A 24,163-nucleotide genomic window follows, 5' to 3' on the forward strand; every position below is an offset into this window, starting at 1 on the left:
CATTCTCCTAGTTTACTTTTTTAGATCTTCTTGATAGCGGGGTAAAAATTCTTCCATGAGGTAGGCAGTGTCATAATCACCAGCCACCACTCGCTTGTCGGAAATCAAGTCCAGCTGGAAGTCCGTATTGGTCACCACTCCGTCAATTTCCAATTCGTAGAGGGCTCGCTGCATCTTCATCAGGGCTTCAAAACGATTTTCCCCATGCACGATGACCTTGGCAATCATAGAATCATAGTAAGGCGGAATGGTGTAGCCTGGATAAACAGCTGAATCTACACGCAAACCAACGCCACCACTTGGCAGGTAGAGAGTGGAAATCTTACCTGGACTTGGGGCGAAGTTGAAGGCTGGATTTTCAGCATTGATGCGGCATTCAATGGCATGACCAGTAATCTTCACATCTTCTTGGCGGACACTGAGTTCCTGACCAGCCGCAATCTTGATTTGCTCCTTGACAATGTCCACACCGGTGACAAATTCGGTAACAGGATGTTCCACCTGCACCCGTGTGTTCATTTCCATGAAGTAAAATTCGCCCTTGGCTTCGTCCAAAAGAAACTCAATGGTTCCTGCATTTTCATATCCAACTGACTGGGCAGCCCGCACTGCTGCTTGACCGATACGTTCCCGCATGGTCTGACCGATAGCAATTGACGGAGCTTCTTCTAAAACTTTTTGGTTATTGCGTTGAAGGGAACAATCCCGTTCTCCCAAATGAATGACATGACCATGCTGATCCGCCAAAATCTGTACTTCGATATGGCGAGCTGGATAGACAACACGCTCTATATACATAGCTCCGTTATCAAAGGCTGCTTTGGCTTCGCTGGAAGCCGATTCGAAGGCAGGCACTAGGTCTTCAGCTTTTTCCACCTTACGAATCCCCTTACCGCCACCACCTGCCGATGCCTTGAGCATGACAGGGTAGCCAATCTTTTCAGCGATTTCAAGGGCTTCTTGACTGGTCAAAACTTCACCGTCAGAGCCTGGAATAACAGGCACTTGAGCCTTAACCATCTCCGCCCGCGCGTTGATTTTATCGCCCATGGTATCCATAACCGTCCCAGAAGGTCCGATGAACTTGATACCAACCTCTTCACAGAGGGTGGCGAATTTGGAGTTTTCACTCAAAAATCCAAAGCCAGGATGAATGGCCTGGGCACCTGTCACAACAGCCGCCGAGATGACTGCCTGCATATTGAGATAGGAGTCTGTCGAACGGGCTGGGCCGATACAGACAGCCTCATCTGCCAACATGGTGTGGAGAGCTTCCTTGTCAGCCTCTGAATAGACAGCCACCGTCGCAATCCCCAACTCTCTGGCCGAACGAATGATCCGCACCGCAATCTCACCACGATTAGCAATCAAAATCTTCTCAAACATGATGAATCCTATCTCCTTTTTAACATAGAATAATTATTTATCACAAGCTCAGCCCTTAACTAGTTTGCAAAATAACGGACCGATTCATACTCAATGAAAATCAAAATCAGGCTAGCTCCAAAGGTTTGGGAAAGCTTTGGAGGTTGGAGATAGAGCGAACGAAGTTCGTTTCTCCAAGAGCAGATATACTCCTGCTACTTTCTTATCTTATGGTAGCAGGCTGTCAAGCTCCACTGGAGCTTGACACTCATCAAATCAAGTCAACAACGGCTGAGTTTGATTTTCGAAGAGTATTATTTTCCAATAGCAAAAGTCAACGTCCCCGACGCAGCCAGTTTTCCTTCCACCTCTGCCTTTGCCTCAACGACCGCAATGGTTCCACGGCGTTTGACAAATTTAGCGGTCATGATTAACTGGTCACCAGGTACAACTTGCTTCTTAAATTTAACCTTGTCCATACCGGCATAAAAGACCAGCTTGCCCTTGTTTTCTTCCTTGGATAACTCCAAGACACCTGCGGTTTGTGCCAAAGCCTCCATGATGAGAACACCTGGCATGACAGGATAGTCTGGGAAATGCCCATTGAAGAAGGGCTCATTAATGGTCACATTTTTGAGGGCAACAATCTCATCTTCCGATACTTCAAGGACACGATCGACCAAGAGCATAGGATAGAGATGAGGAAGCGCCTCTTTAATTTTCAAAATATCAATCATTTGATGCGTACCAATCCTTGTCCAAATTCTACAACATCTTGGTTGGCCACCAAAATCTCTGTGACCACACCGTCACGGTCAGCTGGTACTTCGTTCATGACCTTCATGGCTTCGATAATCATGAGGGTCTGGCCTTTTTTAACCGTATCCCCAACTGCCACAAAGGCTGGCTTGTCAGGGGCTGGGGACAAATAAGCCACGCCGACCAAGGGGCTTTCCACTACCGCACCTTCTGCCACGAGGCTGGCACCTGCTTCTGCTGGAGCTGGCTCACTCATTTCAACTGCTGGCACAGGGGCTGGGCTTGCAGGAGTTACTGGGGCAAGCGGAGCTTCTACCGCTGGACTCGGAGCCACTGTCGCCTGCTGGTTTTTACTGAAATGCAAGATCTCCCCAGCATTGCTATACGAAAATTCTCGCAAACTTGACTGGTCAAACTGACTCATCAGGTCCTTAATTTCTGTAATATTCACTTAGGCCTCCCAACGTTTGAAAGCGATGACTGAATTATGCCCACCAAAGCCAAATGTATTTGAAATGGCATGACGGATTTCCATATCACGCCCCTGTCCATAAATGACATCCGCTTCAATATCTTCAGATAATTCTGTCGTACCAGCTGTCTTTGGTGCATAAGAATGACGCATAGCCTCAATGACAGCTGCCGCCTCAACTGCACCCGCCGCCCCCAACAAGTGCCCTGTGAAGGACTTGGTGGAAGAAACTGGCGTGTTCTTGCCGAATACGGATACAATAGCTTGGCTTTCCCCTTTTTCATTAGCCGGTGTCGAAGTGCCATGGGCATTGATGTAGTCAATATCAGCTGGCTCTAAACCTGCTTCTGAAATGGCCAACTTCATGGCCTTAATAGCACCCAGACCTTCTGGATGCGGAGAAGTCATGTGGTAAGCATCGCAAGTATTTCCATAACCAACGATTTCCGCCAAAATCGTCGCTCCACGCGCCTCTGCGTGTTCCAAACTTTCCAATACTAAAACCGCGGAACCCTCTCCCATGACAAAACCATTGCGGTCCTTGTCAAATGGAATAGACGCACGTTCTGGATCCTCAGTAGTCGACATAGCTGTTAAAGCTTGGAAACCACCGATTGCAAACGGAGTAATGGCTGCCTCTGCTCCGCCAGCCAGCATCACATCTTGGAAACCAAACTTGATTTCACGGAAGGCTTCCCCTAAAGCATCATTTGATGAAGCGCAGGCTGTGATGATGCACTTGCAGACGCCATTTGCACCGACCTGCATAGCAATATTTCCAGCCGCCATATTTGGCAGGGCCTTTGGAAGAGCCATGGGACGAATGCGTTTTGGACCTTTTTCATTCATACGAGCAACTTGCTCTTCAATTTCCAAAATACCACCGATACCTGTTGATAAGATAACACCAAAACGGTCACTATCCACTGTCTCTGTATCCAGCTGTGCATTAGCAATCGCTTCTTTAGCTGCATAGAGTGCATAGAGCGAGTAATTATCGTAGCGATTTGTATCCTTTTTCACGAAATATTTGTCAAAAGGAAAATCTTTTAATTCCGCAGCATTATGGACCGAATATTCACTGGTATCAAACTTGGTAATCTTTCCGATCCCAATTTTCCCAGCCTTCAAACTATTCCAGAACTCCTCTGGCGTATTTCCGATTGGAGATGTCAGACCGTAGCCTGTTACTACTACACGATTTAATTTTGTCATTTTCAGTCCTTTCTCATTAGGAAACTTACTGCATGGTCAAGCCGCCGTCAACCGCAATCACCTGTCCTGTTAGATATTCTTGCTTGGCAAGAAACACTGCAACATCAGCTACTTCTTCTGTCGCACCAAAGCGTTTCATCGGAATTTGTGCAGTCATAGCTTCTTTAATCTTGTCAGATAAAACATCTGTCATATCAGATTGGATAAAGCCCGGCGCAATCGCATTGACACGAACATTTCGCCCAGCAACCTCACGGGCAATGGCTTTAGTAAATCCAATCACACCTGCCTTAGAAGCAGAATAGTTGGCCTGTCCAGCATTTCCAATCAAGCCAGATACACTTGATAGATTGATAATAGCACCCTCACGAGCCTTTGTCATTGGTTTCAAAACAGCCTGCGTCATATTAAAAGTTCCAGTAAGATTTACCTTCAGAACCGTATCAAAATCCTCTTCTGTCATACGAAGAGCCATTCCATCTTTGGTAATCCCTGCATTGTTGACCAAAATATCGACGCTACCGAGTGTTTCGATGGCTTCTGCCACCATTCGTTTGGCATCTTGCGCGCTTGAAATATCTCCTGAAATAGCTAGGACTTTCACACCGTAATCTGCAAAGCTATCCAGCAAGTCCTGACCTAGCTGACCACGACCATTAAGAACGACATTTGCTCCTAAACTGGCAAATTTATGAGCAATAGCCAAACCGATTCCTCGACTTGAACCTGTTACAAAAACATTTTTATTTGTTAATTCCATGATTCCTCCTCATGATTTGTTTAATACTATTTGTAGCCCCTCTATATCTTCAATTGCTACAACATGCGCCGTCTTATCGATTTTCTTGACAAATCCTGATAAGACTTTACCTGGACCGATTTCAATAAAGTTAGTCACACCAGCTTCCTGCATGGTTGCGATTGACTCATAGAAACGAACTGGTTCCATCACTTGACGGGGCAAGAGGGACTTGATGTCCTCTTTTTTCATAACCTCGGCTTCCGTATTACCGACCAACTCTACTTGGAAGTCCGCAAGTTCCACCTGCTCCAAGGCCTGAGCCAATTGCTCCGACGCTGGTCGCAGGAGAGCCGTGTGAAAGGGGCCAGATACATTGAGCGGAATCATCCGCTTGACACCTGCTTCCTTCAGCAATTCAACCGCCTCATCCACTGCAGCCACCTCGCCTCCGATGACGATTTGGGCTGGTGTGTTGTAGTTGGCTGGGGAAACAATCCCAGAGGTAACAGTCGCACAGATTTCTTCAATCAAGTTGACATCTGTGTTGAGAACAGCAACCATCTTACCAGTCCCTGCTGGCGCAGCCAGTTCCATATATTCACCACGCTTAGCAATCAGGGCAATCGCATCTTCAAAGGCCAAAGCTCCCGATGCCACCAGAGCTGAATATTCTCCCAAGGATAGACCAGCTACCATGTCGGGTTGTATTCCCTCTTCTTCCAGCAGTCGAAAAATAGCCACAGAAGTGGTCAAAATAGCAGGTTGGGTATAGCGAGTCTGATGTAATTTATCCTCTTGATTGTCAATTAGGTCGCGAATGTCATACCCCAGAATCTGACTAGCCTGGTCAAACGTTTCTCTAACTATCGGGTAATATTCGTAAAGGTCGCGAGCCATCCCCACTGTCTGAGACCCTTGACCTGCAAAAAGAAAAGCTGTCTTTGTCATCCTATTCTCCAACCGAAGCCCAACGGCTTGCCTCTTCTCTAATCACTTTGGCTGCTCCATAATAGATATCTTTCAAAATATCTTCACAAGATTCTTCTTTAGAAACTAGACCAGCAATTTGACCAGCCATTACGGAGCCATTTGTTACATCACCATCAACAACTGCATTGCGAAGTGCTCCCGCACCAAGCTCTTCAATAGCATCTGCCGAAATTTTACCTGCCAAGAAATCTTTCTCTGCAGCTGCATAAGCAGATGACAACTTATTCTTGATGGCTCTCACAGGATGTCCAACAATAGAAGCTGATACAGTTGTATCAATATCCTTAGCTTTTAAAACTTTTTCCTTATAAGCCTGATGGGCATTGGACTCTGTAGCTACTACAAAACGAGTTCCAACTTGCACCGCTTCTGCTCCCAACATAAAGGCTGCCGCTGCACCTGCACCATCTGCAATACCTCCAGCAGCAATAACAGGAATAGATACGTCTTCACCAACCTGACGAACCAAGGTCATGGTGGTCACTTTACCAATATGACCTCCGGCTTCCATACCTTCAGCAATAACAGCATCTACCCCTAATTTTTCCATGCGTTTAGCAAGGGCTACACTCGGTACAACAGGAATAACTGTAATCCCTGCAGCATGGAGACGCTCCATATACTTCCCTGGATTTCCTGCTCCTGTGGTGACAACTTTCACACCTTCTTCGATGACCAAGTCAACAATGTCATCCGCAAAAGGAGACAAAAGCATGATATTGACACCGAAAGGTTTGTCCGTGATAGATTTAACCTTGTCAATATTTGCCTTGACCACCTCTTTGGGAGCATTTCCTCCACCGATGATTCCTAGACCACCTGCATTAGATACGGCACCAGCCAAATCTCCATCAGCTACCCAAGCCATACCACCTTGAAAAATTGGATACTTAATATCGAGCAATTCTGTTATTTTCGTCTTCATAATTCCCTCATCTTTTTTTCTTGCTTACCTAATCATTTGAATATCAAATCATTAGGTAAACAAGTGAAGGGTTGCCCCCCCTCACTCAAAAAATAGTTTGATATTTCAATGTTTTGATTATCAAAGTATTTAACTTAAGAAAAATGCTACATAGCACTCTCCTTAACAGTCATTATTTTGTTTTTTCTTCAACATAAGCAACCAAATCGCCTACAGTAGTCAAACCTTCTTCAGTGTCGATTTGGATGTCGAATGCATCTTCGATTTCAGAGATAACTTGGAAAAGATCCAATGAATCTGCGTCCAAATCCTCAAAGGTTGTTGTAAGAGTTACTTCTTCAGCATCCTTACCCAATTCTTCAACGATGATTTCCTGTACTTTTTCAAATACTGCCATGATATGTGTCTCCTTTTGTAAAATAAAATATTTTAATCTTGCCTAGGGCAAGGAATTAACTAAAGTTGTAAGAGTAGAGTTCCCCATGTGAGGCCTCCACCGAAACCAGCCATGAGAATAGTCTGGCTTCCATCCAATCGCAACATTCCGCTCTCTACACATTCTGATAAGAGAATAGGAAGACTTGCTGCACTGGTATTGCCATATTTATCCATATTTGCTGGAAATTTTTCACGCGCCACTCCCAATTTACGAGCCATCTTATCCAGGATACGTATATTGGCTTGGTGGAGCAAGAAATAATCAACGCAATCCACAGTCATATCAGCTTGTTCTAGCAGCTCTGCCATGGTTGCCGTAACATCCCTCGTAGCAAATTCAAATATAGCTCTGCCCTCCATTTGGATAAAGGGTTGCTGACAGCTTTGTGTCGAGAATGGCGTCTCTTTCTGGTCTATCCCTGCTGTCAGACTAGCACCTCGACCGCCATCCGTTCGCAAGATTTCTGCTAAAAAGGTCGGTTGTTCACACGCTTCCAGCAAAACTCCTCCAGCACCATCTCCAAATAAAACAGCCGTTGATCGATCCGACCAGTCGACAGACCTAGATAGGGTCTCTGCACCAATGACAAGTCCTCTCTTATAGACTCCTGAAGCAAGCAATTTTTCCGCTGTTGATAGCGCAAAAACAAATCCTGAACAAGCTGCAACGAGATCATAGGCGAAAGCGTTTTTCGCGCCAATTGCTGCTTGAACCATAGCTGCTGTAGATGGCATTGAAGCATCTGGAGTAATCGTTGCTACGATGATGAAGTCAATTTCACTAGCATCTAGCTGAGACTTTTCCAGTAATTTTCTAGCCACTTGACTAGCCAAATCACTCGTCGTCTCTCCAGTAACAATGTGCCGTTGACCGATACCTGTACGGCTACGAATCCACTCATCACTGGTCTCCATTCGTTGAGCCAAATCATCATTGGTCACAATCTTCTTCGGAAGATAGTGGGCCACCTGACTGATTTTAGCATGGTTTCTCATTTCAAATCCTCCAAGAAGTGATAGAGTTTCATGAGTCCTTTCTTCATTACCTGATACTCTGCATCATCCATACCATCTGTAATCTGTTTCACCATTTCATTGTGAAATCGTTGATGCAAACGATAGACCAGTCGACCTTTTTTGGTCAGATAGAGATGAACAACTCGCCGATCTTTGGTCGAACGAATACGCTCAACATATCCTTTTCTTTCCAAATTGTTCAAGCTAGTTGTAACAGTACCTAAGGTTACCATCAAAGTCCGAGCAACATCACTCGGAGTAGCTCCATCAATACTTCCTATCACATCAATCGTGTGCATTTCCTTAATCGAAATATCATTGAATCGGCTACCACGCAGACTTGTTTCTTCAATCACCAACACATTGTTAAAAATGGCCGTTAGATATTCATTTACTTTTGGATCTTCCAAAACAGGCCTCCTTTACTTTGATAGTCAAAGTATAAACCATAAAACTTTGATTGTCAAACATTTTTTACTAATTTAAAAATTAATCTCCCGTAAACACTGGTCTACGTCGTTCTGCATGCGCTCGAACTCCCTCTTTAAAATCCTCTTTATAGGCTAATGTTTCTTGTAAATCCAGCTCCAATCGGCGATAAGACTCCCAGTCTTTAAATTGACTTTCCCATGTCAATTGTTTGATTGCTGCATAAGAATTTACTGAGCCTCGCAAGAGTTTTTTTATGACCTGGGCAACCGTCTTTTCTAGTTTTTCTGGCTCTGCCAATTTATAAATAATCCCATATTCTAAAGCCTTATCCGCTGATAAGCCCTCTCCAGTCATCGCCAAGTGACTAGCACGATTAGCCCCAATAGCACGACTCAGTAGAAAGAGCCCCCCCGCATCCGGCGCAAGTCCAACGCCTACAAAGGCTTGGATGAATTTTGTCTTGCTGGAGGCAATAACAAAATCAGCTGCCACTGCCATATTAGCCGCGGCTCCAGCCACTGCCCCATCTGTCACCATAATGACTACTTTAGACAATTTCTTCATCGCAAACGAAATATCATTCACCAGCTCTGCTATTTTTACCAAAGAAGCAATATCATCATCATCAACTGCACGCTTCATCTCAACTAAATCTCCACCCACGGAGAAAATGGAACCCTGTGCTTGAATTTGTAAAATTTTGACGGAGGCATCCCCTTCTGCAAGGCGGATTGCTTCTAAGATTTCTTCACACATAGGAATATTAAAACCATTTGCCACTTCCGGTCTGTTTAAAGTTAGAATCGCTACGGAATCAATTACTTCATAACGAATTGTTTGATAGGCCATTCTCTTGCTCCTTTCAAAATAGTTTGATAATTAAAAGATTTGAATATCAAACTTCAATTTCTTGTTTTCCATTGTAACATAGTTTTTAAAATTGTCACTTTTTTCTAGCAAGGAAAGTGTGACGTCCGAAAAAGATGGAGGCCATCATCGCAATATAAAATTTAGATATGCTAGAAAATAACGTGTCTAAGAATCTATATTCACACGCAAAGCGCCTTGGCTTTTTCACTCATCAAGGTAGTTTTGCGGGAAATACTGACTGTATTTTGAAAAAACAACCTCAATATGCAAGTCTGAACTGTAAATTATAGGCTCTAAGTTTAATTTACAACTTTCATTTTTTCACGTTAATACTTTTGGAAGATTTAACTGGATTCTGAGCTAGAAATACCATTTTTCACGAGAACTGATGCTTGGACTACAATATAATATTTCTTAAAATCGCAATAAGTCAAAGGCATCTTCAAGATTGTCTACCAATTTGTCTGCTTTCGACTGATCAATTCCATAATGCTGGTCTCGAATAGCCCAAACTGTCAAACCTGCTTTTTTAGCCGCTTCAATCCCCTTCGCACTATCTTCAAATACTAAAATGTCCGATTTAGCTACTCCTGTTGCACTAGCTGCTTTCATATAAACTGTGGGATCTGGCTTTGGGGCCTCACAATCCATCGCTGAGAAAACATGACTAAAGTGAAAGCGTATACCAGCATCTAGTAGAGCACGTTCGATTTCTGAACGGTCGGTATTTGAAGCCAAAACTACAGGAATACCTTGGATAGTTAGTCTCTCCAATACCGCTTTAACTTCAGGAAAAATCCTCTCTGCATAAGGGGTTGGTCGCTTTTCTTTATACACACGATATTCTTCTTCCAAGGCAGGGACATCCCAGTTATCATAATCATCCCCTAAAATCCGTTGCCAAATTTGACTAGCTCTTCCGCCGACAAATATAGATGGATCCAAATGATCAACCGATAAACCTTTTGTCGCTAAAAAATCCGCTCGACGTTGAAAATAGAATGTTTCTGTATCAAAAAGTACACCATCCATGTCGAAAATAATTGCTTTTACCATACTCGCCTCCTATTACTTTAATTGTAACACAGTTGAAAGAAAAAAATGTTTTTCTGAAATTTTCATACTTGTCTCTTGTTCGTTTTTCGATAAAATTCTTGGCAAGATTTGTCTGAACATACTGACAATTTCATATCATTCTGCTATAATAGAAAAAAATATCCAAGGAGATGAGAATGAAAGTTATTAAATTTGGGGGAAGCTCACTTGCTTCAGCTGGACAGTTAGAAAAAGTTTTCAATATTGTTCAATCTGATTCAGAACGTCGCTTTGTTGTGGTGTCTGCACCTGGAAAACGCAATGCCGAGGATACTAAAGTTACTGATGCGTTGATTAAATATTATAAAGAATATGTTAACGGAAAAGATGTGACTGCCAGTCAAGAATGGATCATCAACCGTTATCAAGCAATGGTTGACGAACTTGGTTTCACAGCTAACAGCATGAAGAAAATCGCAGACAGCATCATCTCTTTGGCCAGCCTACCAATTGATGATAACGAATTCCTTTACGACGCATTCTTAGCAGCTGGTGAAGATAATAATGCCAAATTGATTGCCGAATATTTTACCCACAGAGGATTGCCTGCACGCTATGTCCATCCTAAAAAAGCTGGTATTATTGTCAGCTCCGAACCAGGAAATGCTCGCATTTTGCCTTCAAGTTATGACAAAATCGAAGAGCTTCGTGATACAGATGAAGTACTCATTATCCCAGGATTTTTCGGTGTAACTGTTGATAACCAGATTTGTACCTTCTCACGAGGTGGATCGGACATTACAGGTTCCATCATTGCTGCCGGGGTCAAGGCTGACCTCTATGAAAACTTTACAGATGTCGATGGTATTTTTGCAGCCCATCCTGGCATCATTAAAAATCCACATTCAATCAAAGAATTGACCTATCGTGAAATGCGAGAATTAGCTTATGCAGGTTTCTCCGTCCTCCACGATGAAGCCCTCCTTCCTGCCTATCGCGGACGAATTCCATTGGTTATCAAAAACACCAATAACCCAACTCACCCTGGTACCCGAATTGTACACAAACATACCGAGCAAACAGTTCCTGTTGTCGGTATTGCTGCAGACGATGGTTTTGTCAGCATTAACTTGTCCAAATACTTGATGAACCGTGAAGTTGGTTTTGGTCGCAAGGTATTGCAAATTCTCGAAGATCTCAATATTCGCTGGGAGCACATGCCGACCGGTATTGACGATTTATCCATCGTAGTCCGTGAGCGTGAATTGACTCCTATCAAGGAAGAAGAGATCCTTCGTCAACTCAATACGAAAATGGAAGTTGACAAGGCCGAAATCGAACATGGTTTATCTATTATCATGATTGTTGGTGAAAATATGAAGAGCCATGTCGGTGTAACAGCTACCGCTACCACTGCCCTCTCTAAACAAAACGTCAACTTGGCAATGATTTCACAGGGAGCCAGTGAAGTTTCTGTTATGTTCGTTGTCAAAACCGAAGAAAAGAAACGCGCCCTGCACGCACTCTATGAAGCTTTTTTTAACGAGCAATAATCACAACGAGGTCGCTTCATACTCTTCGAAAATCAAAACCAGACGTTGTTGACTTGATTTGATGAGTGTCAAGCTCCATTGGAGCTAGTCTGATTTTAATTTTCATTGAGTACCAATTAAAATTTGAATAAACAAAAATAGCTTAGAATCAACGTTTCTGACGATGCAATTCTAAGCTATTTTTTATTTTTTATACTCAATGAAAATCAAAAGTAGCCTAGGAAACGAAGTCGAAGATAGAACTGGAGTTCATCAAGGCAAGTTGACAACGGATAATTTTGATTTTCGAAGAGTATTGGACTTTTTGACCAGCCTCATTATAGTCTTTTAGTTTACTTTTAGTACTCGCTCCAACTATCTGGGAGATAGTTGGAGACTGGGGACAAAGGGAGTGGGAAAGAACTCGACCAAGATAAAAAGAGTTCGTCTTCCCACCCCCCGCACAGTTGATTAGGCCAGATTTGGAGTGCAAAACACGAACAAATATGCCAATCAACCACTGCGCTGAGATGTTGACACGAACTCTGAGTAGTGGTCCTGGACTTTTTGCCCAGCCTCATCAAAAGCCACAGGCATAACTCAATGCTTTCTTATTTCTAGGTGACCAGCTGATGTACTTCGCTTTTTTGTTTTCAGGCTCAGGTACGAATAGTCCACTGGACTATTCGTATCCCCCAGATTGCTTGCACAGTCAATGGACTGTGCAAGGTGGGAGATAATACTTGCAAAGCAAGTCACTTTTACAAAATCAGGCAAGGCGAGTTCAAACAATCCGGTGGAGTGTTTGAAGTTGGAAATATGGAAACGATATTTCCTCGATTGTCAAAGTAATAAAAGGCAACTAAATGACGATATTTGTATTATAGACAATCTCTAGGCAACACTTCTCTAATATTTTAGCCTTCTATTTTAGTGAAAGAAGCGGATTATCATCACGTTTACTCAAAAATTCGAGGTAGACGATCTGTCAAAAGACAAACCACCTCGTAATTTATGGTTCCGATGCGATCAGCCCACTCCTGAACAGAGATCGTTTTATCTCCATCTTGACCGATTAGGGTGACTTTTTGACCAAGTGGATAAGCACGAGGTAAACGAATGGTGATCTGGTCCATCGAAATACGCCCTACAATTTCACAGGCCTGCCCATCGACTAGGACTGATAAGCCTTGTAAGCTTCGTACGAGACCATCTGCATATCCTATCGGAACGGTCGCAATCCATTCTGAATCGGTGCTGTGATAAGTAGCTCCATAGCCAATTGTTGTGCCAGCTTCAACCTGCTTTACATGAACAATTTCAGATACGAGAGATAAGGCTGGTTGAACACCAAACGGGAGTTCTAGTACTCGTCCACTTGGATTAAGTCCATAAAGAATGTTTCCCAAACGAACCAGGTTAAATACTGTATCAGCATGCCAAATGCTTGTTGCTGAATTGCTGGCATGAATCCAGCGCGGAGTAATTGGTAGAACATCCAAAAATTCTTTAAAAACAGACAGTTGACTCTCGAAGTGCGCCTGTTCAACCTCATCCGCAGTAGCAAAATGAGTATAGACTCCTTCGATGTCATACTCTAATTCTTCAAGGATAGCAATCGCTTGTAGCAAATCGGCTATTTTTCTAAAACCAATCCGCCCCATACCTGTATCCAGCTTAAGATGGACAGTTAGACCAGATAAATCAGCCTCTAAGTCTTTTGCATCTTGCAACCAGTCCAGACTGGCAACTGTCACACTGATATTGAGTTGATGAGCTACTGGTAAAAAACGTACAGGAACCACTCCTAAAATCAAGATAGGATGCTCGATACCCGCTTTACGTAACTCTAATGCTTCATCCAAATTCGAAACACAAAAACCAGCTGCTTGACTGGATAACTTTTTCGCTACCGCAACAGCTCCATGACCATAAGCATTCGCCTTAACAACAGCAAATGCTTCAGTCTTAGGGGGCAAGTTGGTCATTACTTGCTCGAAATTTTCCGCAATCGCATCTAAGTTAACCCGAATTTGCGTGGGTCGATGTTCACTTTCAATCATCTTTCTCCTCCAAAATCACACTAGCTTGTACAAAATTTCCTGAATGGCTAATGCTGAGCCAAATATTCCCATCAAAGGGACTCTTCGTCACATAGGGAACTCCTTTGCTGGTATTCAGAATTTCAATATCATGAAATCCTATCTTACCAATGCCTGTCCCCAAGGCCTTGGTCAGTGCTTCTTTGGCTGACCAACGTCCAGCTAAATATTCTAGCTGACGGCGACCGGACAGACTTTGATACCGTTCAAATTCTTTCTCTGTGAGAATCTTTTTGGGAAACCCTTGGTGTTTGATTCTGGCACTTTCAATCGCCTCCATCTCCTGAAGGTCAATGCCATGTCCTACTATCATTAATCGGTCTCCTTTTGCATAGTCACTTCATTTATTAAAATAAACGAACTGACTCTAGTGACTTGTCTAAAAATTGCAAAAGGACTGGACAGCCGTCCAGTCCACGCGTCATTCCTATTTACGGCCGTGACAATTTTTAAATTTCTTACCAGACTGGCATGGGCATGGATCGTTACGATCAACACCTTCAAAAGATACATTCTCCTGAATTGCATGCGATTGGTTCGGCATAATATTCTTAACAGCTGTCGTATGTGCTTCTTGACTTGTACGCTCACGCTCAATATTGTCATGAATTTGCGCCTTCATCATCAAGCGGGTTACTTCAAACTCGATAGCCCCAATCATATCGTTGAACATAGTAAATGCTTCTGATTGATATTCAACGATTGGATTGTTTTGAGCGTATCCACGAAGACTGACTGCATTGCGCAATTGATCCAAGGCATCAATATGGTCTGTCCATTTGTTATCCACAACACGAAGGATAAGAACTTTCTGGAATTCGCGTACACGTTCTTCATCGCGTAATTTTTTCACTTGCGAATCATAGACTCTCAAAGCACGTTCATAGAGCTCTTCGACAATCTCTTTCTGATTCATTGCTTCAAAAGTAGCTTTACTCAAGGTATCATCTTCAACGAGATTTGCATGCGCAAATTTGATAATACCATCAATAGCTTCATCTTTCGAACCAAGGAAGTGACCCGCAACTTGGCGTTCAATCGTCCGTTTCATCATCGCTTTGATTTCAGGAGCCAAATCACGGGCAGCAGTAATAACATCCTGGCGTTGGCGATAGATGATTTCACGTTGCTCACGCATCACATCGTCATATTGAAGGACTTGTTTACGTGAGTCGTAGTTGTTCCCTTCCACACGCTTCTGAGCAGATTCAACTTGACGTGTCAACATTTTAGACTTGATAACGGACTCTTCTTCTGTTAGATTCATACGCTCCATAAATACTTTGATGCGTTCTGAACCAAAGCGTTTCATCAAGTCATCTTCGAGAGATAGATAGAATTGTGATTCACCTGGGTCCCCTTGACGACCTGAACGTCCACGAAGCTGGTTATCAATACGACGACTTTCATGGCGCTCAGTACCAATAACACACAACCCACCAAGTTCACGTACACCTGGACCTAACTTAATATCGGTACCGCGTCCCGCCATGTTGGTCGCAATAGTGACCGCACCACGCTGACCAGCATTCATAATAATCTGTGCTTCACGATAGTGGTTTTTAGCATTCAATACTTCGTGAGGGACACCTGCAGCTACCAATTTTTGAGAAATCAAATCAGAAGTTTCAACCGCAACTGTACCGACCAAGACAGGTTGCCCTTTCTCATAGCGTCTCTTCACATCAGCAATAACGGCATTAAATTTGTATTCTAGACTTGGATAGAGTAAATCTTCGTGGTCAACACGCGCGATTGGACGGTTGGTTGGAATTGGTACAACACGGATGTTGTAGATTTCACGGAATTCTTCCTCTTCTGTTTTACCAGTACCCGTCATCCCCGATAACTTTTTATACATACGGAAAAGGTTTTGGTAGGTAATAGAGGCACTTGTCTTAGACTCGTTTTGAACCGGTACACCTTCCTTAGCTTCGATGGCTTGGTGAAGTCCATCAGAATAACGACGACCTTCCATCGTACGACCTGTAAATGGATCGATAATCATGACCTCTTGGTCTTCATTGACCAGATAGTCAATATCATAGGTCATGATGTAGTTGGCACGAAGTGCATTATCCAAGAAATGGGTAATGGCTACATTTTCAATATCGTAGAGGTTATCTAACTTGAAGAATTTCTCTGCTTTGTCAATACCTGAATCAGACAGTCCAATCGTTTTAGATGGAATGTCAATGATGTAATCTTCTGTTGTCAAAGATTTAACAAGATTATCTGCCAAGAAATACAACTGGTTTGTTTCCGAACCTTGTGCACCAGATACAATCAACGGCGTACGAGCTTCATCAATCAAGATTGAGTCAACTTCATCGACCAAGGCATAATTGAGAGGACGTTGAACCATGTCTTCTGCGCGAACAACCATATTGTCTCGGAGATAGTCAAAACCAATCTCTGAGTTGGTCGAATAAGTAATATCGCAGTTATAGGCCTCACGTTTTTCCAAGGGTGATTTAGCAGCTAAGTTGATACCAACTGATAGACCAAGCCATGAATACAATTCACCCATTTCAGTCGCATCACGGGTAGAAAGATACTCGTTAACCGTCACTACGTGAACACCTTGACCAGACAAGGCATTCAAATAAACAGGCATCGTTGCAGTCAGAGTTTTACCTTCACCTGTACGCATTTCTGGAACGTCACCGTTGTGAAGAACGATTCCTCCCATAACCTGAACCTTGTAGGGATAGAGACCCAAGACACGTCGAGCTCCTTCACGGACTACCGCATAAGCTTCGTACAAAAGATCGTCGAGGGATTCACCGTTATTGTAGCGCTCCTTAAATTCTGCTGTCTTAGCTTGCAACTGTTCATCAGTCAGCGCTTCCATTTCATCGGCATACGAGAAGACCTTGTCTGCCATTTTCTCAAGTTTTCTTAGCTCTCCCTTATCATTTTCAATGAGAGAACGAAGTACATTTGTTACCATACATTTCATCCTATTTCAGTTTTAGTCAATAATATATTGTAGCAGAAAACTAGGCAATTTTCAAGGTTTGGCACTAGGATACAGCCTAAATAAATGAAAATGCTAGCTTAATATTACTATTTTTACCACAAAACACCTCCTAGTCACAATAACTCCTAGGAGGTGAAAAATTTATAAAATTTTAAATGAGGAATCTGCGATATATCGGAGATTTAGAAATTCATTAAAAGCTCAGTTATCATATTATTCAGTTAATAAAAGCTCACATGAATAATTTTCTACACAAAGATAAACGTCATCTTTAACCTGTGTTAATATATTATTTTCCTCGAGAAAAATATCTCATGAAGAAACTAGTAGATAAAGCTACCCAAATTGTTACTAAGCTGTTAAGTACATTTTCCGAAGTAAGGATCTCTTTTTTCTCTGGCTCTCGATTCTCAATTGTTGCATTTGAATCGACCACTTTTTCTTCCTCAACAGAATTGTTACTACGTTCAAGAGAGGTAGGCACTTTCACCTTGCCAGCTACTGCACTTCTCTCTTGAGAAGAAGTTGCAACACCTACAGGCTCAACTGTTGAAATTGCTTCTTCAAACAATGTCGCAGATAAAGAGTAAGGTTGAGGCACCGTGTCTGAACCAGCATCTTGAACACGAATATCTGATGTCGGAACAGAAACTGCCTCATGAGTATTTGCTTCAACTCCATTTGGCGTAGTTGCATCTGCTTTCTCGTCTAAATGTTCATTTTTAGGAACCTCTAAAGTAAGTGAAGCAGAACTTGTTTGTGGAGCAGAAACCAGTGGGTCAGCTACTTCTTGTTTAGCTACCACCACCTCTGTAGAATTAGCTTCCGGTGAAGTTGGGGATGCTGAACTACTCGCAACTACACTTGGTTCTGTTACTTCTGTTGCCACTTCTGCTGGAGCTGTTTCTGATGAAGTTGGGATTTCAGAAATTACTTGTGGAGCTGAAACCGGTGAGTCAGCTACTTCTTGTTTAGCTACCACCACCTCTGTAGAAGCTGTTTCCGGTGAAGTTGGGATTTCAGAACTTACTTGTGGAGCAGAAACCGGTGCTTCAGCTACTTCTTGACTAGTTGTTACCGTCTCTGTAGGAGTTGTTTCCGGTGAAGGTTGAGATGCTGAACTACTCTCTTCCGATACTTCTGTTGCCACTTCTGCTGGAGCTGTTTCTGATGAAGTTGGGATTTCAGAACTTACTTGTGGAACAGAAACCGAAGGTTCAGCCATTTCTTGACTAGTTGTTACTGCCTCTGCAGAATTAGTTTCCGGTGAAGTTGGGGATGCTGAATTACTCTCAACTACACTTGGTTCCGGTGTTTCTGTTACCTCCTCTGTAGGAGTTGTTTCCAATGAAGTTTGAGGTGCTGGATTACTCTCAAGTGCACTTAATTCCGGTGCTTCTGTTGCCACCTCTGTAGGAGCTGTTTCTGATAAAGTTTGGATTTCAGAACTTACTTGTGGAGCAGAAACCGGTGCTTTAGCTACTTCTTGACTAGTTGTTACCACCTCGGCAGAATTAGTTTCCGGTGAAGTTTGAGATGCTGAAATTACTTGTGGGGCAGAAACCCGTGATTCAGCTTTTTCTTGACTAGCTGTTACCGTATCTGTAGAAATAGTTTCTGATGAAGTTGGGGATGCAGAACTTACTTGTGGAGAGGAAACTGTATTAACCTGCGCTTCACTCGATTCTTTGGATGAAGGCTCAACATATGGTAATTTAGCATCACTTTCTTCCTTAGAATCAACTGTATTCTGAGCTGTTTCTGAACTCGGTGAAACCATCTCTGTATTTCCTAAAGATGAAGTCTCTGTTTTATCCTCTAACTCAGTTTTAGCTTGTAGTGCCTTAGGAGCTGCTGGTGTTTGTTGAGAAGGAGCAGCTGAGATTGTTTCCTGTGTTGAAGGAGTTCCTTCAAGCTCCTCAGATTGCTGTGCAGAATTAACACTTGGAGCCGAAGCATCCTTGGAATTTTGGCTGACTTCATCAGAATTAGCTTGGTTTTCTTGCAATTCATTTCGGTTTCTATCATCATCAGAATTTGTGTTATTTTTCTGACGATTCTTTAGATAACTTTGATAAGTTTCTCCTTCCGAAAATTCTTTTCCAGCCTTCGCATTCATTTGCCCCAAGAACACTCGAGCTAAATCCATTGAATTTTCGAGTGCTTTAAATTCTTCTTCTGTAATCTTGGAGAGAGCACTCAATTTATCAATATCAGAATTGACAAATTGTAAAACACGATCATACCCCTCTTGTTTATCATCTTTATCGTCTTTATCCGTTGCTTTCGTTTCTTCTACTTTACGTTTCAAAGCTTTATAGATATCTAGCAAATGATTTTTCTTATTTTCTGTTATATAAGTTGGCTCAACATATGCAATATAATCCAAACCAACCAAGGACTTTTCTTTGTTGAACAACAGTAAATCTGCTGTTTTTTGTTTCATAGCCCAACTCTCATAATTACTATCAATAATCATGTAGTTACGCTCCGCCTTAGGCTCCTGTCCTGCCTCAACAACATCATAACTATCCTCACCAATAGTAGAAAAGTGTTTCTCGCTATATTTAGCTGAGCGCTGATGCTTATTCCCTGTAATAAAACCTGTACCGTCAATGGTGTGCCACTTTTTATCATAATAAACACGCGCTGTAGCATGCGGGACACCTTCTGCATTTTTCCCAACAACAACATAAGCAGGAAGCCCTAACATATTAAATGCACGGGCCGCAGTAGTGCTGAAACCTACACACATCGCTTTCTGACGTTCAGTAACCGCGAACAAATCTGATCCTAAGTAGTAATTGATGTCTGCATAATTTTGAACAGCCTTATTAGCAGCTTCCCAATCATATGTTGTATGATTGGCAACATACTGAACAAATGCCTTAACTTTATCGCGTTCACTTGATTGCTTCATAGCTTCTGAGGACTCTATCAACTTATGAATCAAGTCATCATTTGCTATAAAACGCTCTTTGGTAACGTTTATATTTTTAACTGAATTATGAGTATATTTACTATAATCCTCATAGTACTTATTATCAACTGTAAGACCATGCGAGTAAATAGTCATTCCATTAATATTTTTCAAACTATTCTCAGCAGTTCCTAGACCCGCAGCATTTAATAACTGCCGTTTATTGGAGTCAAGCTCAATCTTAAATAGTGCATGAATCCGTTTTGGCTCCATACTATTATGTAAGTCGCCATTTCCCGAAAACCTCAACTCTCTCATCTGATTATGATAATCTTCCTCATTATGAGCAATAACATCACCCTTGTTCATAACAAGGATATGTGGAAAGTCATGAATATTTTGAGTAACTTTACCATTGATTGCCAAAAAATTGTTGTTTTTACCAAATTCTTCCAATTCTTCCCGAGTTGATAATGTTCCCAGTCGATTTTCAAATCCTAATTTCAAAACATGAAATTGTCGTTGGTCCGAGGAGTAGTCTTTCAATTTTTTAGAAAATGCTTCCCAGTTCAGAACCTCTATTTTATTGGTGTTTTTTGGCGATTGTAAATGTGAGTTTTCATCTGCAAAAACAACCGGTTGTGATGTTCCGATAGATGCAAGCGCAAGAACCGAAGTAGAAAGGGTAAGTGTCAAAATAAGCCAGCGCTTACCATGCTGTTGAATTGGAATCATAAGTCCTCCATATAAGTACTTCTGAGAATAATTTCCCAGCCTAAAATTTGCATCCCAATTGTAACACTTTTAACTATCTTTTTTCTGCTATCTATCTGTGCTTTTCCTGTTTTTATAGACTTTAGTGTCTCCGCATCATCACTTTAGATATAGCGTTTTCATACAATTGGGAAACAACAACTTTCCTCTGGTTAAAAAATATCACTACACTATCGCCAATAAAAAGATTTTCAACCTTGCTTATGAATAATCATCAAAAGTTGTGGAACTCGTTTCTCTTTTTCATACCCGATGAACTCCAACAATGGCAAACTCTAATCTTTTATAGTCATCGTTAGTTTTTGAGGCGCTGTTTCGGCTCAAAAACTTAAATTGAAGAGTTGTTGACGAACTCTTTTAAGCTGGTCGAGTTCTTTCCTACTCCCCAAAACTGCCTTGATTAACGAATGGCTATCTCTTATGAATACAGTTTTTTAGATAAAAAGAAGTGAGAGTTACATAAAAACTCTCACTTCACTGTCAAGTTATTGTGATAATAAAACAACTTCACCCAATATTCTTCAATATATCTATCGCCAAAGTACAAATGAATCTGTTCTCATAGACAATTATGAATTTCTTGACACCTGTTTTGCCAAAGCAAAGTTCCCAAGAGTTGCAGAACCATTTTCAGCAACAGCTGGCGTTACGATATATTCTTTGACATCTGGTGTTGGGAGATAATCGTTCATCAAACCGACAAACTTCTCACGTACACGATTAAGCATGTGCTCTTGAGCCATAACTCCTCCACCAAATACAATTACTTGCGGACGATAAAGCAAGGTTGCCTGTACTGCTGCTTGAGCAATGTAGTAAGCCTGCACATCCCAAACGTCTGAATTGAGCTCGATCAATTCACCACGAATACCTGTACGACCTTCAAGAGAAGGACCTGCAACTAAGCCTTCCAAACACCCATTGTGGAATGGACACATTCCTTTAAATTCATGTTTTACATCGTAAGGGTGTAGGGCAACGTAAGTATGACCCGCTTCGGTATGACCCAAGCCACCGATAAACTCACCATTCTGAATAGCACCTGCACCAATACCTGTACCGATTGTATAGTAAACCAAGCTCTTTACCCCTTTACGAACCAGGGTTTCACCAAAAGCTGATGAATTCACATCTGTCGTGAAGTAGAATGGAATGTTAAATTCCTTAGCAATCAGACCAAGTAAATCAATATTTGACCAGTGTGGTTTTGGTGTCGAAGTGATGTAACCATAAGTCTGTGAGTTTTGATCAATATCAATTGGACCGAAAGAACCTATCGCAATACCTGCCAAACGATCTTCATAGCGCTTGAAGAATTCAACTGTTCTCTCAATCGTTTCATAAGGAGTTGTCGTTGGAAATTGCGTTTTTTCAACAACTTGAAAGTTCTCATCACCTACTGCACAAACAAACTTTGTACCACCAGCTTCTAAGCTACCATATAATTTTGTCATTTGATTGTCTCCAAAATTTTTATCACTTTTATTATAACATATAAGCAAACAGAAGAAAAAGGCTGAAAGCCTTTTTCCTGTTAATTATGTAGTAGAGTCATGCTCTACAAATCGATTTTATATAAGATTACTTAGCTACTTTCAAGAATTCTACACCGTGAGCGATTGTTCCCTCTGCAAGTGGAGATACTTCTGCAAAGTCAGCAGTGTTGGTCACGATGATCATGGTTGTATCATCAAGACCTGCTTCAGCAATCTTAGCTGCATCAAATTTAGCAAGCGGAGTACCAGCTTTTACTTTATCACCTGCTGCTACTAATTTTTCAAATCCATTACCATTCATTGATACAGTATCAATACCGATGTGAATTAAAAGTTCAGCACCAGACGCTGTTTTCAATCCGTAAGCATGGCCTGTTTCAAAAGCAATTGTTACTTCTGCATCTGCTGGAGCGTAAACAACACCCTCAGATGGTTTAACAGCCAAACCTTTACCCATAGCTCCTGATGAGAAGACTGGGTCATTAACATTTTCAAGGGCAACAACATCACCTGAAAGTGGAGATACAAGAGTTTCTTCGTTGAGCTCAACAGCTGGAGTTGCAGGTGTTGCTACTGGAGCTGCCGCTGCTTTAGGTGCAGCTTCTACTTCATCTTCAAAACCGAAGAGGTAAGTCAATGCAAAACCAAGAGCAAATGATACAGCTACCATAAGGATGTATTGGAACAATTGACCATTACCAACATAAAGTGTCGCACCAGGAATGATGGTTACACCCATACCTTTACCAGCAAGACCAAGAAGAGATGCTACAGCACCACCGATGGCACCAGCAATCAATGAAAGAAGAAATGGTTTGCGGAAACGCAAGTTCACACCGAAGATAGCTGGCTCAGTAATACCGAGGAAGGCAGAAAGAGCTGCTGGGAAAGCAAGAGCTTTCAATTTAGGATTTTTAGTTTTCACACCAACCGCTACTGTAGCAGCACCTTGTGCTGTCATAGCTGCAGTGATGATAGCGTTGAATGGGTTAGCACCAGTGTTTGCTACCAATTGAGCTTCCAAGAAGTTGAAGATATGGTGAACACCTGATACAACGATAACTTGGTGAACACCACCGATAAGGAGACCACCAAGCCCCATTGGCAAGTTCAAGATAGCTTGTGTACCAGCTAAGATGTAGTTTTCAACCACGTGGAAGACTGGACCGATGACAAACAAACCAAGAATAGACATGACAAACAAAGTCACGAATGGTGTTACTAAGAGGTCAAGAACTTCTGGAACAACCTTGCGGACTGCTTTTTCAAATTTAGCACCAACCAAACCGATGATGAAGGCTGGCAATACTGAACCTTGCAAACCAACAACTGGGATGAAACCGAAGAAAATGGTTGGCTTCACATCACCACCTGAAGCAACGACCCAAGCATTTGGCAATTGACCAGCAATCAGCATCATACCAAGTACGATACCGATAGTTTGGTTCCCACCGAATACGCGGAAGGTTGACCATACCACCAAGGCTGGCAAGACGATGAAGGCTGTATCAGTCAAGATTTGTGAGTAAACGTTCAAATCTTCTGGAAGAGTATAGCCGAGAGCTCCAAGAAGACCACGAAGACCCATGAAAAGACCAGTTGCTACGATAGCAGGAATGATTGGAACGAATACATCACCGAAAGTACGGATAGCACGTTGGAATGCATTGCCTTGTTTAGCAGCTTCAGCTTTTTGTTCACCAGTAGTCGCTGTTGGCAAACCAAGGGCAACCACTTCATCGTAGATTTTGTTTACTGTACCAGTACCAAAGATGATTTGGTATTGACCAGAGTTGAAGAAAGCACCTTGTACTTTTTCGATGTCTTCGACTGTATCCTTGTCGATTTTTCCTTCATCAACAACCATTACACGGAGGCGAGTCGCACAGTGAGCAACACTGCGTACGTTCTCACGTCCACCAAGGGCGTCAATGACTTTTTTTGCAATTTCTGTATTATTCATCTTGCAAAAATCTCCTTATTAAATATTTTTTGTTTTTTGAAAGTGTTTTCAAACTTTCGATGGTTTTATTATATCACTTTTATAAAATATGTCAAACGTTTATCACATTTTGTTTCAATTTTATCAAAAAACA

19 protein-coding genes are annotated in these 24,163 nt (G+C 42.1%); 1 reads left to right on the forward strand and 18 read right to left on the reverse strand.

Annotation, left to right across the window (positions count from 1 at the left end):
* Positions 1 to 12 precede the first annotated feature (12 nt).
* The 12 genes from YYK_RS07880 to YYK_RS07935 form a co-directional block, all read right to left on the reverse strand.
* Entirely contained in the window at positions 13 to 1,386 is a 1,374-nt protein-coding gene (locus YYK_RS07880; RefSeq protein WP_012027706.1) for an acetyl-CoA carboxylase biotin carboxylase subunit, read from the reverse strand.
* A 293-nt stretch (positions 1,387 to 1,679) separates the two neighbouring features.
* Positions 1,680 to 2,102: a 3-hydroxyacyl-ACP dehydratase FabZ gene (gene fabZ / locus YYK_RS07885; RefSeq protein ID WP_012028464.1), complete on the reverse strand. Its 423-nt coding sequence runs from the start codon at positions 2,100 to 2,102 to the stop codon at positions 1,680 to 1,682.
* Complete coding sequence (gene accB, locus YYK_RS07890; protein ID WP_014917304.1) at positions 2,099 to 2,575, reverse strand: acetyl-CoA carboxylase biotin carboxyl carrier protein; 477 nt, start codon at positions 2,573 to 2,575, stop codon at positions 2,099 to 2,101. The genes fabZ and accB overlap by 4 nt, the downstream gene beginning before the upstream one ends.
* The gene (gene fabF / locus YYK_RS07895) at positions 2,576 to 3,811 is read right to left on the reverse strand and encodes a beta-ketoacyl-ACP synthase II (RefSeq protein WP_012027709.1); all 1,236 of its coding nucleotides are present in this window, start codon (positions 3,809 to 3,811) and stop codon (positions 2,576 to 2,578) included.
* A 25-nt stretch (positions 3,812 to 3,836) separates the two neighbouring features.
* Positions 3,837 to 4,571, reverse strand: coding sequence for a 3-oxoacyl-[acyl-carrier-protein] reductase (gene fabG / locus YYK_RS07900; RefSeq protein ID WP_012027710.1), 735 nt, complete (start codon positions 4,569 to 4,571; stop codon positions 3,837 to 3,839).
* A 9-nt stretch (positions 4,572 to 4,580) separates the two neighbouring features.
* Entirely contained in the window at positions 4,581 to 5,501 is a 921-nt protein-coding gene (gene fabD, locus YYK_RS07905) for an ACP S-malonyltransferase (RefSeq protein ID WP_012775318.1), read from the reverse strand.
* A 1-nt stretch (position 5,502) separates the two neighbouring features.
* Positions 5,503 to 6,468: an enoyl-[acyl-carrier-protein] reductase FabK gene (gene fabK / locus YYK_RS07910; protein WP_014917305.1), complete on the reverse strand. Its 966-nt coding sequence runs from the start codon at positions 6,466 to 6,468 to the stop codon at positions 5,503 to 5,505.
* 172 nt (positions 6,469 to 6,640) lie between these two features.
* On the reverse strand, positions 6,641 to 6,865 hold the full coding sequence (locus tag YYK_RS07915; RefSeq protein WP_002938891.1) for an acyl carrier protein: 225 nt from the start codon (positions 6,863 to 6,865) through the stop codon (positions 6,641 to 6,643).
* A 59-nt stretch (positions 6,866 to 6,924) separates the two neighbouring features.
* On the reverse strand, positions 6,925 to 7,902 hold the full coding sequence (locus YYK_RS07920; protein ID WP_012027712.1) for a beta-ketoacyl-ACP synthase III: 978 nt from the start codon (positions 7,900 to 7,902) through the stop codon (positions 6,925 to 6,927).
* A complete protein-coding gene (gene fabT, locus YYK_RS07925; protein WP_012775319.1) occupies positions 7,899 to 8,333 on the reverse strand; it encodes a fatty acid biosynthesis transcriptional regulator FabT in 435 nt (144 codons plus the stop codon). The genes YYK_RS07920 and fabT overlap by 4 nt, the downstream gene beginning before the upstream one ends.
* A 79-nt stretch (positions 8,334 to 8,412) precedes the next feature.
* A complete protein-coding gene (locus YYK_RS07930; RefSeq protein WP_012027714.1) occupies positions 8,413 to 9,204 on the reverse strand; it encodes an enoyl-CoA hydratase in 792 nt (263 codons plus the stop codon).
* A 435-nt stretch (positions 9,205 to 9,639) separates the two neighbouring features.
* Positions 9,640 to 10,281, reverse strand: coding sequence for an HAD family hydrolase (locus tag YYK_RS07935; RefSeq protein WP_012027715.1), 642 nt, complete (start codon positions 10,279 to 10,281; stop codon positions 9,640 to 9,642).
* A 176-nt stretch (positions 10,282 to 10,457) separates the two neighbouring features.
* Between YYK_RS07935 and YYK_RS07940 the strand changes: the two genes are divergently transcribed.
* Positions 10,458 to 11,813: an aspartate kinase gene (locus YYK_RS07940; protein WP_002942489.1), complete on the forward strand. Its 1,356-nt coding sequence runs from the start codon at positions 10,458 to 10,460 to the stop codon at positions 11,811 to 11,813.
* Between the two features lie 938 nt (positions 11,814 to 12,751).
* Here YYK_RS07940 and alr read toward each other — a convergent pair.
* The 6 genes from alr to YYK_RS07975 form a co-directional block, all read right to left on the reverse strand.
* Positions 12,752 to 13,855 carry an alanine racemase gene (gene alr / locus YYK_RS07950; protein WP_012027717.1) on the reverse strand — a complete coding sequence of 368 codons (1,104 nt, stop codon included), beginning with the start codon at positions 13,853 to 13,855 and terminating at the stop codon, positions 12,752 to 12,754.
* The gene (gene acpS / locus YYK_RS07955; protein ID WP_012027718.1) at positions 13,848 to 14,207 is read right to left on the reverse strand and encodes a holo-ACP synthase; all 360 of its coding nucleotides are present in this window, start codon (positions 14,205 to 14,207) and stop codon (positions 13,848 to 13,850) included. Before acpS ends, alr begins: the two co-directional genes overlap by 8 nt.
* 114 nt (positions 14,208 to 14,321) lie before the next feature.
* A complete protein-coding gene (gene secA, locus YYK_RS07960) occupies positions 14,322 to 16,847 on the reverse strand; it encodes a preprotein translocase subunit SecA (RefSeq protein WP_014917306.1) in 2,526 nt (841 codons plus the stop codon).
* A gap of 319 nt (positions 16,848 to 17,166) precedes the next feature.
* Positions 17,167 to 20,532 carry a transglutaminase domain-containing protein gene (locus YYK_RS07965; RefSeq protein ID WP_014917307.1) on the reverse strand — a complete coding sequence of 1,122 codons (3,366 nt, stop codon included), beginning with the start codon at positions 20,530 to 20,532 and terminating at the stop codon, positions 17,167 to 17,169.
* A 608-nt stretch (positions 20,533 to 21,140) separates the two neighbouring features.
* The gene (gene scrK / locus YYK_RS07970) at positions 21,141 to 22,025 is read right to left on the reverse strand and encodes a fructokinase ScrK (RefSeq protein WP_012775321.1); all 885 of its coding nucleotides are present in this window, start codon (positions 22,023 to 22,025) and stop codon (positions 21,141 to 21,143) included.
* Between the two features lie 127 nt (positions 22,026 to 22,152).
* The gene (locus tag YYK_RS07975) at positions 22,153 to 24,030 is read right to left on the reverse strand and encodes a PTS sucrose transporter subunit IIABC (RefSeq protein WP_012027722.1); all 1,878 of its coding nucleotides are present in this window, start codon (positions 24,028 to 24,030) and stop codon (positions 22,153 to 22,155) included.
* Positions 24,031 to 24,163 lie beyond the last annotated feature (133 nt).

This window comes from Streptococcus suis S735 (assembly GCF_000294495.1).
Taxonomy (GTDB): Bacteria; Bacillota; Bacilli; order Lactobacillales; family Streptococcaceae; genus Streptococcus; species Streptococcus suis.